This is a genomic window from Rhizobium sp. C104 (assembly GCF_022354505.1).
GTDB classification, from domain to species: Bacteria; Pseudomonadota; Alphaproteobacteria; order Rhizobiales; family Rhizobiaceae; genus Rhizobium; species Rhizobium redzepovicii.
This window is the reverse complement of the sequence record NZ_CP092354.1, coordinates 13717-28618: the sequence shown is the minus strand read 5'-3', so window position 1 is coordinate 28618 and position 14902 is coordinate 13717. Positions and strand designations below refer to the sequence as shown.

General features: G+C 60.7%; 5 protein-coding genes and 3 pseudogenes. 4 read left to right on the top strand and 4 right to left on the bottom strand.

From position 1 onward, the window contains the following. Positions 1-160: 160 nt before the first annotated feature. The 4 genes and pseudogenes from MF410_RS34120 to MF410_RS34105 all read left to right on the top strand — a co-directional run bounded on the left by MF410_RS34120 (position 161) and on the right by MF410_RS34105 (position 6961). Positions 161-913: an ImuA family protein gene (locus MF410_RS34120; protein WP_239621202.1), complete on the top strand. Its 753-nt coding sequence runs from the start codon at positions 161-163 to the stop codon at positions 911-913. Next, positions 834-2343 (top strand): annotated as a pseudogene (locus tag MF410_RS34115) (DNA polymerase Y family protein). The gene MF410_RS34120 and the pseudogene MF410_RS34115 overlap by 80 nt, the downstream one beginning before the upstream one ends. Next, entirely contained in the window at positions 2340-5597 is a 3258-nt protein-coding gene (locus tag MF410_RS34110; RefSeq protein WP_239621200.1) for an error-prone DNA polymerase, read from the top strand. Before MF410_RS34115 ends, MF410_RS34110 begins: the two are co-directional and overlap by 4 nt. 236 nt (positions 5598-5833) lie before the next feature. Continuing rightward, positions 5834-6961, top strand: a complete 1128-nt coding sequence (locus MF410_RS34105; RefSeq protein WP_239621197.1) for a hypothetical protein — start codon at positions 5834-5836, stop codon at positions 6959-6961. 463 nt (positions 6962-7424) lie between these two features. Here the strand turns inward: MF410_RS34105 and MF410_RS34100 are convergent. The 4 genes and pseudogenes from MF410_RS34100 to MF410_RS34085 all read right to left on the bottom strand — a co-directional run. After that, positions 7425-7697 (bottom strand): annotated as a pseudogene (locus MF410_RS34100) (hypothetical protein); the annotation flags it as partial. Continuing rightward, a pseudogene (locus MF410_RS34095) lies at positions 7595-8589 on the bottom strand (DUF6361 family protein). The pseudogenes MF410_RS34100 and MF410_RS34095, both read right to left, overlap by 103 nt. A 111-nt stretch (positions 8590-8700) precedes the next feature. Beyond that, a complete protein-coding gene (locus MF410_RS34090) occupies positions 8701-12099 on the bottom strand; it encodes a UvrD-helicase domain-containing protein (protein WP_239621195.1) in 3399 nt (1132 codons plus the stop codon). Next, positions 12099-14753, bottom strand: a complete 2655-nt coding sequence (locus MF410_RS34085) for a PD-(D/E)XK nuclease family protein (protein WP_239621194.1) — start codon at positions 14751-14753, stop codon at positions 12099-12101. Before MF410_RS34085 ends, MF410_RS34090 begins: the two co-directional genes overlap by 1 nt. Positions 14754-14902 lie beyond the last annotated feature (149 nt).

The following is a 14902-nucleotide window of genomic DNA, read 5'->3' as shown; positions in this document are numbered from 1 at the left end:
ATTGATTCCACTCCGAATCTTCGACTTTTCTCGCCTAGGCCAATATTCCTAGGCCTGATGCCGCTTGACTCTAAGCGAGCCGGAGAACAAATAAAGAACATAAAGCCCGCCCGACATGACGTCGATCCCGCCAACACGACCTTGAAGGGAGCCGTGAACGATGACTGCTGCCCGTGAGCGGGTAATTTCCGATTTGCGTGAGCGCATCTCGTTGCTCGAGGGCGTGTCGGGCAAACGCGCCGGCAGCCTGCCCTTCGGAGTGTCCGAGATCGATGCGGTCTTGCCGGACGGTGGTCTCGCCTATGGAGCGCTGCATGAGTTTGCCGGTGGGGGCTCAGGCACCGTCGATGGAGCGGCTGCCGCTCTGTGTGCCGCCGGCATTGTCGCGCGCACCAAAGGCCCGATCGTCTGGTGCCTGACGAGGCCCGATTTGTTCTTTCCCGCTCTAGCCCAGGTCGGCCTGAATCCCGACCGCGTCATCTTCGTCGAGTCCGACAGGGAAGAGGATGTACTTGCCAATATGGAGGAGGGACTTTCCTTCGGCGGTCTCGGCGCTGTGGTCGGTGAACTTGTCCGTCTACCGATGGTCGCCTCGCGCCGGCTGCAGCTGGCCGCAGAGCGGACGGGGACGATGGCGCTCGCGGTCAGGCGTTGGCGACGGCAGACGGAAGCAAATGACTTCGGTCAGCCGACGGCGGCGGCCACGCGGTGGCGTGTCAGTGTGATGCCATCGGAAGAACTACCGGTACCAGGTGTGGGGCGGGCACAATGGCTCCTGGAATTAATGCGCGTGAAAGCGGGTGAGTGTGCTGAGTTTCTCGTAAGGGCATGCGATGACAAGGGTCGTCTCGATCTATCTTCCCGATCTATCGACGGATCGCATTCGTCGAGTCGATCCCTCTATTCCGCCTGAACAGCCAATGGCCATAATCGCCAAAAGCGGTTCGAAGCGATGGGTGTCGGCCGCCGACTTGGCTGCCAAAAAGGCAGGTGTGCGCGTCGGCATGGCAGCCGCAAAAGCGCAGTCGTTGTTTCGCGGCCTGATGCTCATTGATGCGGATCCCGCTGCCGACGCCGCTGCACTCGAACGTATTACGCTCTGGGCGCTGACGATCTATTCGCCAATTGTCGCCATCGACGGGATCGATGGCATCGTCATGGATACCGAGGGCGCCGACCATCTGCAGGGGAGAGCTGCCGATGGTGACGAAGATCGCCAACCAATTTCTGGCAAAGAAGCTGACTGCCCGTGTGGCTGTCGCCGACAGCTGGGGTGCGGCACATGCCTGCGCCCGGGCAATCAGTCGCGAGACGATCGTCGTTCCGCCCGGCGAGACGGTGCGCGCCGTCGAAAAGCTGCCAATCTCGCTCCTGCGCTTGCCGGCAAAGATCGTCGGCGACCTGCGCGTCCTTGGTTTCCGAACAATCGGCGAGCTTGCCAACACGCCACGCGCGCCACTCACCCTGCGCTTCGGCCCTGAGGTGGGCCGCCGTCTCGACCAGATGTTCTGTCGTGTCTCCGAGCCAATCCAGCCAATCCGCACGCCTGAGCTGATTGAAGTCTCCAAAGCCTTTGCCGAACCGATCGGGGCTGCCGAGACGATCAACAAATATGTCGGCCGCCTCGTTGTCCAGCTGGTTGGTGAGCTCCAGAAGCGCGGGCTTGGCGTGCGGCGCGCCGATCTCATTGTCGAGAAGGTCGATGGCAAGAGACAGGCGATCCGGGCGGGTACAGCTAGGCCTGCCCGTGATGTCGCCTGGCTGACAAAACTGTTTCGAGACCGGACGGAAAAGATCGAGCCTGGTTTCGGGATCGAAAAGCTCACTCTCGTCGCCGTAATGGCTGAGCCATTGGAGGAAGCGCAGAAAGCGTCGGCTTTGGTCGAGGATGACGTCACCGACGTCACTCCGCTCATCGATATCTATGGAAACCGGGGGCAGAGGGTTTATCGCGTCGCACCGGTTGCCTCCGATGTACCGGAACGCTCCGTTAAGAGGATCAGCCCTGTCGCTGAGCCGATTGCTGTTGCCTGGGTCAGCCATTGGCGCCGGCCGGTGCGGCTTTTGCCACGTCCCGAGCTGATCGAGGCGATTGCGCTGATGCCCGACCGCCCGCCGGTCTCGATCGTCTGGCGTGGCAAGCGTCGCAAGGTCAAACATGCTGACGGCCCGGAACGCATCTTCGGGGAATGGTGGCAGCGCGACGCCGAGATGGACGCCGTGCGCGACTACTTTGTCATTGAGGATGAGGCAGGCGAGCGCCTCTGGGTCTTTCGGTCCGGTGATGGCATCGATCCTGAAACCGGAAGCCACCGCTGGTTCTGCCATGGGATCTTCGCATGAGCTACGCCGAGCTTCAGGTCACCACCCATTTTTCCTTCTTGCGCGGCGCAAGCTCGGCGCAGGAATTGTTCGAGACGGCAAAGGCTCTGGGTATCCAGGCGCTCGGTGTCGTCGATCGCAATTCGCTGGCAGGAATCGTCCGTGCACTTGAAGGTTCCCGCACGTCAGGTGTCCGGCTCGTCGTCGGCTGTCGTCTGGATCTTCAGGATGGAATGTCTGTGCTGGTCTACCCGATCGATCGATCCGCCTATTCACGCCTGACACGGCTGATCACGCTCGGCAAGTCGCGTGGCGGCAAGAATAACTGCATCCTGCTCTGGGACGATGTCGTCGCCTACTCGGAAGGCATGATCGGCATTCTGGTACCGGATTTGCCGGACGCCACATGCGCCGCGCAGCTTCGCAAGATGGCTGGAGCGTTCGGCGATCGCGCCTATGTCTCTCTTTGTCTGCGCCGGCGACCGAACGACCAACTGCGTCTGCATGAAATCTCCAACATGGCGGCGCGGTTCAAGGTGAAGACCGTCGTCACTAATGACGTGCTGTTTCATGAGTCGAGCCGGCGGCAATTGCAGGACATCGTCACCTGCATTCGCACTCGCACGACCATCGACGAGGTCGGTTTCGAACGCGAGCGCCATGCCGATCGATACCTGAAGCCGCCGGAGGAGATGGAGCGGTTGTTTCCGCGCTATCCAGAGGCACTGGCGCGGACGATGGAGATCGTTCGACGCTGCACGTTCTCGCTGGAGGAACTGACCTACCAATATCCCGAAGAGGCCATCGTACCGGGTAAGGACGCCCAGGCCTCACTGGAGCACTATGTCTGGCAATGCGTGCCCGATCGCTATCCGGAAGGCCTGCCGCCGGATGTTCTGAAGACGGTGCGGCACGAGCTCGATCTTATCCGCACCATGAGATACGCCCCATATTTCCTGACGGTGTTTTCGATCGTGCGCTTTGCCAGAAGCCAGGGCATTCTCTGCCAAGGCCGGGGATCTGCGGCCAATAGCGCCGTCTGCTATGTCCTCGGCATCACCTCGATCGATCCTTCGACCAATGATCTCCTCTTCGAACGTTTCGTCAGCCAGGAGCGTGACGAGCCGCCGGATATCGACGTCGACTTCGAGCATGAGCGGCGCGAAGAGGTCATCCAGTGGATCTACAAGACTTACACCAAAGAAAAGGCGGCGCTTTGCGCCACCGTTACAAGGTACCGGGCAAAAGGCGCGATCCGCGATGTCGGTAAAGCGCTTGGACTGCCGGAAGATGTGATCAAGGCGCTGTCGTCAGGCATGTGGTCCTGGTCGGAGGAAGTGCCGGATCGCAATATCCGTGAACTCAATCTTAACCCCGACGACCGGCGCTTAGCGCTCACCCTGAAACTGGCGCAGCAACTGATGGGCGCGCCGCGCCATCTTGGCCAGCATCCCGGCGGTTTTGTCCTTACTCATGACCGTCTGGACGATCTCGTACCGATCGAACCCGCCACGATGAAAGACCGACAGATCATCGAATGGGACAAGGATGATGTCGAAGCGCTGAAGTTCATGAAGGTGGACGTGCTGGCACTTGGCATGCTGACCTGCATGGCGAAGGCCTTTGATCTCATTCGCGAGCATAAGGATGACGATCTCGATCTGTCGAAGATCGAGCAAGAGGATGCCGCCACCTATGCGATGATCCGCAAGGCCGACACGCTCGGCACCTTCCAGATCGAAAGCCGTGCCCAGATGGCGATGTTGCCGCGGCTAAAACCGCGCACCTTTTATGATCTCGTCGTCCAGGTGGCGATCGTCCGGCCCGGCCCGATCCAGGGCGACATGGTGCATCCTTATCTTCGCCGGCGTGAAGGCAAGGAGCCGGTCGAATATCCAACGCCCGAGCTTGAGGCTGTGCTCGGCAAGACGCTCGGTGTTCCACTGTTTCAGGAAAGCGCCATGCGCGTGGCAATGGTCTGCGCCGGCTTTACCGGCGGCGAAGCCGACCAGTTGCGCAAATCAATGGCCACCTTCAAGTTCACCGGAGGGGTCTCACGTTTCAAGGAGAAACTCGTCTCCGGCATGGTGAAGAACGGCTATTCGTCCGAGTTCGCCGAAAAGACCTTTTCGCAGCTGGAAGGCTTCGGCTCCTACGGTTTCCCCGAGAGCCACGCAGCCTCATTTGCGCTGATCGCTTACGCATCGAACTACATCAAGTGCCACTATCCGGATGTATTTTGCGCAGCTCTTCTCAACAGTCAGCCGATGGGATTTTATGCTCCAGCCCAGATCGTCGGTGATGCAATCAAACATGGCGTCGAGGTGCGGCCGGTCTGCGTCAACCGCTCACGCTGGGACTGTACGCTGGAAGAGATCGGGAGCAACGATCGGCATGCAGTGCGGCTTGGGTTTCGCAGAGTGAAGGGACTGGCGGTCGCGGATGCCGCCCGCATCGTGACGGCCCGCATGGACAGCCCTTTTGTGTCGGTGGATGATATGTGGCGCCGGTCGAGCGTGCCGACGGAAGCCCTTGTCCAGCTTGCAGAGGCTGATGCTTTTCTACCCTCGCTCGAACTCGAAAGGCGTGATGCCCTCTGGGCGATCAAGGCGCTGCGCGATGAGCCATTGCCATTGTTTGCTGCCGCGGCCGGACGCGAAATGACAGCAATTGCCGAGCAGCAGGAGCCGAAGGTTGTCCTCCGGCAAATGACAGACGGCCATAACGTCATCGAGGACTACAGCCATACCGGACTGACGTTGCGACAGCATCCCGTCGCGTTTCTGCGCGAGGACCTCTCGGCACGCAATATCATCACGTGTGCGGAGGCGATGAATGCGCGGGACGGCCGGTGGGTTTATGCCGCCGGTCTCGTCCTTGTGCGGCAGAAACCCGGGTCAGCCAAGGGGGTGATGTTCATCACCATCGAAGACGAAACGGGGCCGGCCAACGTCGTCGTCTGGCCCACCTTGTTCGAGAAGCGCCGACGTGTCGTGCTCGGCTCCTCGATGATGGCGATCAATGGGCGAATCCAGCGGGAAGGGGAGGTCGTGCACCTCGTCGCACAACAAATGTTTGACCTCTCGGGCGATCTCGTCGGGCTGGCTGATCGGGATAGCGAGCTCAGGCTGCAGACCGGGCGCGGCGACGAGTTTGCCCACGGTGGCGGCGGGCCGGATTCCAGAGACAGGCCGAAGCCGGTAGTCCCGCGGGACATGTTTGTGCCTGACTTGCACATCGATACGCTACAAATCAAAAGCCGGAACTTCCACTGATCTTTTGCTCTAAGGCGCAGTGGCGGTCGGCACTGTCAGGCCAGCCGCGGCATTAGAGGAGTTTAAAGCTTGAGCTCGATTTTCAGAACGAAAGTCGCTGTTGGAGGTCCGACGTTAGTTAGATCATCAGATTATTATGCAGAATTGGCGGTTGGCATCTTGGCATCGACAAGAAACCGCGGTGCTAGACGTTAGAATCGAGAACTTCCCGCAGAACGTACTGAACAGAGAATCTCATGATACGCGCTTTCAAATCATCGTCGAACTCAACCGAAATCATCAACCTCGATAGAGATGCTATCCGAAAAAACCATCGGATTGGTAGGCAAACCAATATTATGTTCGACACCAATATCCTGATTGCAATCGAAAGCGCCTATAAGACCGGTCAGCGACACCAGGAACTCAAGAATGCTGGTGTTCTGGAACTGGCGAGACTTATCGAGAAAACCTCGAAGTATGGCGTATTCATCTCGCCCGCGGCCGCTTACCAGGAACTCCCTCCTGCGCGCAGAGGTGACGTTGAGGCAGCGCTCGACAGATTTCTCGGCGACTATCTGCCAAAGTTCGGTGGAGACCCCAACGCGATAAAAGTTCCGCTTGCGGGCGGAGGAGCAGACCCCGAGCATTTCAGCGCCCTACCACTAGAGCGTCAGAAGACAATCGCGTGCTCATACGCTTCATTGCTCGCGATGAATGTCATACACCGATTAGATGCGTTGGATGGCTTAGGAAAATTCGTCCTCTACATCGATTATTGCGCCGAGGTACTCGACCTTATCAGTCTCAAGGAACTGACGATCGCGCGATACATATTCGCGCCCGAGAATGGCATATCGGAAGAACTAAGGACGCGGAAAGTCGCGATCACAAACAATTTCGCGAAACTGAAAAAGGGCGGCGGCAAAGGTTTGACACCTGCCAAAATCCTGGAGCGCATCGCTTTGAATGGAGCAAACGATCTCAAGCTGATTTCTGCTGCAGATATCGTGAACAACTCGCGGGAGCAGTTTAGTTTCGGGGTCATCGAGCATGATGTCTGGATCGCAACGAGCGACGATAAGCTCTACGAGTTTTGCCGCGCCTGCCCGGGTTTCATAGGCTGGGAAACGGGCGGTCCGTTGGCCAGATACGTTGAAACACATGCTGACATTAAGGGAACCCCCTATTGGCGGGAATCAATTGAAATTCAGCAGCGCCGCCTTGAAGAGCGATATGAAGTGGTTAATCGGGAGAGGGAAATGGATGCAATCGTGCGGGCAGCCCTCGATCTGGAGGCTGACTTGTTGAACGGTAAAGCCGACGATTATTTCAAGCTGAGGTCATGGCGATCTGAGGGGAGGATGCACCACTCAGGCTCCTGAGTGCTCGATCTTGCCTGTCGCTTTCTTGAAAATCCACCATGCAGCAGATATATGTGGATCATAGTCGAGAGCGCTGATCCGTCGGTGCGCTGAACGATTGTTTCACTCGGCTTACCCATTTCGAGCGGACCGCATGCGGTGATCGTGCGTCAAGCTGTTTATACCGGATCAACCAACGTCAATTTGGCCGAGCGTGAGAGCGGACTAAGCAAATTTCCGATCTGCACACGCTGGCGGCACAACCACCTGCATCTCTCCCGGCTCCCCGAATTCGAGCGCATCACAGACGCGGTGACAGTTATGGCGCGGTGGCGCAATCGTCGATCACTTCCGCCCAGGGGGCTGCCCTTCGCCCGCAGAGTTCCGCGGCCCCGAGCGGATGAGCTTTAATGCGCGACACCGTAGACTGCGGACGTACTTCGTGAGGCCTACATCGAGAAGGCGCCCAAAGGTTTAGAGGTCGTCATCTCTGAGCGCCAACGATGCTCCCAGCAAATTGGAACGGGGTCGCGACTGCATCGCCCGCGGTGTCAAGGACGTAGGCGCCCACTTCACCAGCGGTTGCGGGTCTGCCACTGTCAAAGGACGCGACCTGAGCGTCGAACCTTGCCAGGGATGCATAGCGGTCGTGCCCTATGCCGTCTGACGCTTGAACAGACGTAACGTCAATAATACGGAGTCTCGCCTTCTCGGCAGCTCCCTTGATGCCGGGATCGTCGATATCAAGTCGCCCGACGCACGGCAGGCACGGCCGTCAAGGTCCCAGCTGTTCAAGTCGAAGAAATTGAGCTTCGTCGTCCAATCGTCGAGACGCGAGCGGTAATGCGCTATCAGCGCTGGAGCATCAGCGTGCTTCTTTGCGTTCGGTCGTTCAGCGGCACGCCGCGCCAGCAAGAGATTGTAGAGCAAGCTTGCGCCATACATCACGCCGGAAAATCTCTCTGCGTGGCGCAGTAGCGCGCGATTGGACTTTGAGATGGTGCTCTCGCTCTGCCATGGCCAATCCTGGCTGAAGGACTTGCCCGTCGCAGACAGTTCATTCAGCAGGCTCGGCTTCGCGTTACTGGCGATGGGGTCGCGCAGAAAGTCCGCTTCCTTCGGCGTCAGAGCGAATGTTGCCTCCTCAAACAGATTGGCAGGCGCCTTCGGCAGGCTTGATGACCAAAGCTTCAGGTCGTGATCCTTGAACATTTCAGGACCATAGGACAGGAAGGTTGCCTGCGAACCCATCATGGTGCGGATACCAAGACTGTTCAGACCCGCCCAGTACACACTTGAGGCAAGCCGCTTGAGGTCTCGGCCGGCATCACGGCCGATCACACCGACAGTCTCACCGCCGCGAAGCAGCGCTTCGCTCAGCCGAAATTCCAGATCGCGCGCAATGCTTGTGCGTTCTGCTTGCGTCGCCTTTCGGCGTTGCCTCGCAATCGGTCCACGGAATGAACAAGCATATAGCGCAGCCGTGTCTGGATGGTGCTGGTCCTTGGAAAAAGAAAATCGGCAAGCCCGTCGCGCACAGTTCCGAGACCCAACTCGTCGCGAGCTTCTGGTTGTTTGAAGAGATCGATGAGCGTCTGAGCGCGTCGTCGTTCCTCCGGGTCGAAATCAATCCAAGCAAGGTAGGACATGTGCATCCGTCTGGGCAGTGAGTTAAAATCGGCGGCTGGCTCCTGCGGCGGTGTTATCACCGCTAAGAAACCAGCCGAACAGGCGTTCCGCAGGCTGCGGTGATCTCGTCGTCAGGAGGGCGGCAGGGGCGCCTTTGCCGGATTAACGGCGATTACGGTCGCGCTCGTCATCAGCACGATCAGGCCCAGCTCGGCACCTGTCGTTTCGAGATAGGCATGAACCTGGCCCCGGTACTGGTCCAGTGTCTTTGCATCTGGGTCCACATCGCTCTTCCAATCGACCACCACGACAGGGCGACCTTCGTGGTTGACCGTAAGAGCATCCGCGATGCCTGCCGTTGCGAAAATTTCATTGTCTTCTGCACGGAGGACATAAACGGGAAACTCGGCAAGCAGACTTGACCGCAGAGGCGCGATTTCCGGCAGCGCCAGCGTCCGGCTAACGCAGCCGGCCAGTTCTTCCGGCACGAGTCCGGCGGCCGAATTGGCGACCGGAACCTTGCCGAGCGCGCGGATAAGTTCTTCGGCGCGCGTGGCGAGCGCCGCGAGCGCGTCGTCGGTTTCGCCGGTCAGGACTTCTTCCATCAGCTTATGCAGGATAAGCCCGCGCTCGCGACCACCCTGCGGAGAGGCGGGTGTTTCGAGCTCGGTCGGCGCACCTTGGTCTGATCCACTCCAGATATCCGGTTCCTCTTCCTGCAGTATCGCCCCGGCTGCATTCTCGTCGCGGCTTGGCGCAAGCCATGTCAGGCGCATTTGCCGATCGGCGATCGCGCCGGCCTCGGCGGCGAAGGCCTCGCGCGTCTGGTCGTTGCTCGGGCCGCCACCGACCACAACGGGATCTGGCGGCAGGTGCGACGCGTCCAGCGTGGCGAGCGCTGCGATCGACAAGTCGACGAGACTGATCCACGCCGATTTCGAAGGCGTCACGTCGAGTCGCGGAAGAACCAGTAACTCCCGGGCACGCGTGGCAGCGACATACCAGAGACGTACGCGTTCACGGTCGAGCTCGTCCTTTTCTGCCTGCCGCGCGGTCTCATAGCCGGTCGGCGGGACCCCGAGAATTGGGCAGTAGAACGTATCGTTCTGCCGGTCGAGCACTGCGCTGTCGGGCGGCATCACACCGGTCATTGTGTTGATGGGAATGACGATCGGCCATTCGAGGCCCTTGGCCGCGTGCATGGTGAAGAGCGCGACGGCTTCTTCCTGAGCGTCTGGCCGGCCCTCGACGGCGCGGGCCTCATCGGTCCAAGCTGCGGTCATCGCCTCGGAGAATGCCCGCAAGCCGCGGACCGCATAGTTCGTCGACAGACTGAGATAAAGATCGACATTGGCGAGCGCGCGCTCGGCCTGACCGCGGTGTCGTTCGAGGAGGATAGGACGCACGCGCAATACATCTATAGCCTGGGAAAGAAGCGCGTGTGGTGTTGTGCCGTTGCTGCCCCGATGAAGCGCCTGCAGCTTTTGAAGCACGTCGCGAGCTACAAGATGACCGATAGCCGCCGGATCGACGCCAAGGTCGAGACGAGGAATCCGGTTGGGTTCGTCCTCCGAGCGCGGCAAGGTCCAGCTGATGTCCAGCAGCTCTTCTTCACTCAGCCCGACAAGTGGGCCGCGCAATAGCGCACCCAGTGCCAGGGTGTCACGGCGATCTGCCAGCACGCGGGTCAGCGCAATGAGATCCTGAATCTCCTGCCGGCGGAAAAGGCCCTTGCCAGCCTGTGTCGCCACCGGAATGCCCCGCCGCTCCAGCGCTTCTTCATAGCGCCACAGGTCCGCGCCGGTCGGGGCAAGGAGAGCGATATCGCCAGGCTGACACAGCCGGTCCTCACCACTTTTTCGGTCGAAAATGTGGTGGCTGCCTATCAAGCGGGCGCAGAGTTCGGCCACGGCATCGGCCTCCGCGTCACGTTGCTGTTCGGCGCTCGCCTTGCCGTCTGCGTCCGCGACTGCAATGTCGAGGGCGGCGACGCAAAGGCCTTCGCCGCGATCGTTGTGAAAAGGGTCGAGCGCCGTGAAGCCGGGCTGTCCATCCGCTGACAGGATCGCCTCGAAGCGCTCGTTGACGAATGCGAGGATCGAGGCGCAGGAGCGGAAATTGGTCGAGATCGACACCAGGCCGTCTGCATCCCGTGCCGCGAAGGCCGCGCGCGCCTGGACATAGGCCCCGACGTCTGCGCCGCGAAAGCGATAAATTGCTTGCTTCGGGTCGCCAACAACGAAGAGCGCGCCGGGGCGAATTCGAAAGCTGGTCCAATCCTGAGCCCCGTCTGCAGCATCGCCACACAGGCGCCAAAAGATTTCCGCCTGCAAGGGATCTGTATCCTGAAACTCATCCACGAGAATGCGGGCGTAGCGCTGTCCAAGCGCCTGCCGTACCGCCTCATGATCTCGGAGCAGATCACGGGCAGCGTATATGAGGTCATCAAAATCGAGCTGGGCGCTGGCGCGCTTGTGTTCTCGGTACCGCTCCAGGATTGGTCGTGCCTCATCGATGAGCGTCGCGAGCACCTGGCCGGACGCGGCCTGTAGAAGCGCGGTCCAGGCGGCGCAGCAGGCATCAAAAAGGCTCTCTGCAGCATCATTGAGCCGGTCGCCGTCAGCCTTGGAAAGCCCTGCCTGCTTCGCCGCGGCCACCCATTTGCCCTTCTTGCGATAAGATGAAAACCCGCCAGCCTTGGTGCACAGATCGGGATGGGGGCGTGACACTAACAGTCCGACGAGACCTGCAGGCGTTGATGCATCAGCTGAAGTTGGCAAGCGCGTCGCCATTTCGGAAAAGCGAGCCGCGTAGACCTCGGTCTCCGGCTCGGTGACGCCGGCTGCCCGCATGAAGGCAGAAAGCCTATCGGCCGCTTGGCGAAATGCCTGCAAATGCTGGGCTAGTGCTGTTACCGCTGGCGCGACGAGGCTCCTGCGCCGGCGCAAGGCTCCGGCGATCTTATGCATGAGCGCCACGGTCTCGCCTGGACTGTGCAACACCATTTCGGCGAGTATTCCGCTCTGATTGCCCGACAAGCGTTCTCGCAGCCACTCATCGACAATTTCGAGAAAGATGAGATCCGCCTGGTTGCGGTCCATGACGGTTGCACCGGGATCGATATCCGCCTCGGCAGGGTAGGGCTTGATTAAACGCTGACAGAAGCCGTGGATGGTCGAGCAGGTGATCTCGTCGATGGCCGCGCTCGCGATGATGAGGTTATCGCGCTGCGCTTGCGACAGTCCGTTCGGCAGCCCGACGCGGAGTTCGGGCGCAATGCGACCTACGGCGAGATCGGTGACGAAGTCCCGCACGCGGGAAAGGAGTTCACTCGCGGCGAGTTCCGTGAACGTAACTGCCGCAATAGCGCGCGGTGCAACACCCTGCGCGAGCATGACTGCGATGCGCCCCGCCATGACCGCAGTCTTGCCCGAACCCGCGCCGGCCTCAACCAGGATCGAACGGTCGTGCCCGCTGATGGCATCGCGCCGGGCGTCATCGTCCTTGAGAATTCTCTGCATGGTATTCATTATTCCGCCTCCCAGACCAGAGCGACTTCGCCAAGCCGCTCGGTCGCGGCGGATTGCTTGCGTTTGCAGTAGGTGGCGCTGGCGTTGGCCGGCAGAGCGAAAGCAAGATCGTCATAATCGCTGCCCGTATCCGGACCGGGCAAGGCGGCGCCACTCGCAAATGCACTTCGCGCCGCCCGCAGATGCTGGACAATTTCCGTCAGCGTGGCTTCTGGATCATCGAGCTGAAGGTCGATCGCTTCGCGCGGATAAAGCAGTGATGCGCTGATCGCGACATGGTCGCCCAACAGCGCCTTCACAGCGAAAGCGTAGAGGCAGCGCTGGAGTTCGCGTCCGCCGTTCAGCCGAATTTCGCCTTTGGGAAGCTTTCCGGTCTTATAGTCGCGAACCAGCGCGCGGCTTCCGTCGCGGGCAATATCGAGCCGATCGATGTAGCCGGCGATGCAAAACCCGGTGTCTGGAATTGCCACGGGCAAGGTCGCATCCCAAGGTAGCTCTGCCGTCGACTTGGGTTCTGACCCACCAAAGGGCACTTCGCCATAGGAACGGCTGCCGGGCAGATGCACGTCGTCATAGGCAAGCGCCTGACCGGCCAGAAGGCGCACGTCAGCAAGTGTTCGGCCCCATATGACATTGGGGGGAACGGGGCGTTCGCTTTCCCAGTCGATGGCGACCGCGTCCACGGCCTCGGCCACGGCTCCCTCGATGGCGGACGCATTGGCGGAAGCCAGCCCGCCGGCCGTTTCAAGAGCCCGCAATGCGCGATCAAGCACCAAGTGAATGAGATCGCCGGCCGCAAGCGCATCAAGCACCAGCGGTTCAGCGCTGCTCTGCGGCGACTTCCACCCGAAAGCGTAGCGCCAAAGAAATCCGAGCGGGCTGCGCAGCAGGGTTTTCAGCGAACTGGCCGACTGGGTCCGCTCGAGAATAGCGAGAATGAGCGGATGATCAGGCCGGACGAGGCCATCATGAGCGGTGATGTCGGCCGTGCGCCAGTCCCGCCAGCAGCTGCGGGCGCCGATCGCCTGAGGATCAGCGGCAAACTCCCGCGGGCGAGCCATCAGTCGGTCGGTTTCGCTGAAGGCATGCTCAGGAATTGCGTTACGGCGCAGATAGGCTTCATCGCCGTAGGCGGCAAACAACGGGCTGCGGCCGAGTAAACGGCCGTCGCTGTCACGACGGGCGCGGGAAAGCACCACCTCACGGGAGGTGGTCGCAAGGATCGTTTCGAAATCCCTGCGATCGGCGAGGCTGACGGGAAGAGGGTCAAGCTCGCCAGTCGGGATGATGTGATCGGGTATCAGCCTGTCTTCAGCAATCCCGCGCGGCCAACGCGAAGAGTTGAGCCCGATCAGCCGAACGAAGCGTCGAGGCGATGCGGCAAGCGCGCTTGCCGGCATCCACGCGACCGACACGCAGGCCTCCAGCTCGTCGTCCTGCTTCAATGCATCAAGCGTGGCGTCAACGGACGTGGCAGGCCCGGCAAGCAGCGCCTTGCGCCAGATGGACAGCGCCCTGCCTTCGAGGAAAACCTCGCCTATCTCCTTTGCGGCATCTGGTCCCTGGGCAAGTAACTCAACCACCGCCCGCAAAGCTGCTACGTGATCCGTGCCATCGGGCCAATCTTCCGGCTTGAGGCGTGCGAGCAGACGATTCCACGCGGCAGATGTCGATAAGGGTGCATCGCTCGGCAGCACTCGCAGCCATCCGTCGGGAAGACCAGACAGCGGCGTCGATTCTCGGCACAGCGAAGCCAAGCGGCGCAGACGTGATTGTGTGAGCCCACGCACGACGATGTCGGCAAGTGCCGCAGCAGCCTGTCCCTCTCGCGTCGCGACGGCGCGAACGCCGTGAACGAAATGCAGGTCGATATTGGCGTCGGCGCGCAAGGCCAGGAAGTGGTCGTCATAATCGGCCGGAGAAGCCGTCGCGATGGCGATTTCGGAAGGCGAGATGCCCGCGGCGAGCAAGGCACGTGCCCAGCGCATCGCCTCGATAGCTTCGTGGTGAGCGGTCGCGCAACTAATGGAACGGACAGCCGGCTCTTCGATCCCACCTTGGGCGACGGTGACGCCGCAATCGCCGAGCCAGGCCGGAACGGAGCGCGGTCCGGCCGTCCATCGCACCGGGATGCGCTCAGCAAGCTGCTTGACCAGCGGACGCCAGCACGGGGACAGTTCCGTCAGACCGACGATTTCGAGGTCGCCGAAAATCGCCGGTGCGTGAGCAATGCGGCTGCCTGCAATGGCGACGATGTCGACGGGGCGCATCATTCCGTCCGGAAGTTGCGCAAGGACCGCAGCCTCCAGTCCAGCCATGGCGCCAAGACGCGGATGGTCGCCTGCCCGAGCTGAAAGTTCGATGCCTGCGCGCCATGCCTTGTGCAGCGAGTCGGCCGCCGCGCCAATCATGCCCGGCAGCATCTTGATGCTTTCGAGTTCGCCCATCGACGTTTCTGGCAAAACCACCTGGATGGCCGCGCGCAGGCTTTCCTCGTCGATCGACCGGGCGAAGCCGCCTGCAAGTCGCGCAGCGGCTTGCTCAAAAGACATGATCTGGAGGCCGTGGCGACCGTCGCGCGCAGCCGCAAGCCGGGCTTCCCGCATAGCGAGGCGGCCATGGACGACAAGTGTTGACCGACTTACAGTGGTCATGATGTTCCCTTTCCTCACCAACCCGTTTCCCGGTCGGTTTCGCTGTGCCGTGGACCGCGCGAACGCCCGCTTTTCAGGCCGCACGGTCCTTCTTATGAGGTACAAGCAACGGTTTGGAAGTACACTTTGGCGCGATATGCTTGCGTCGC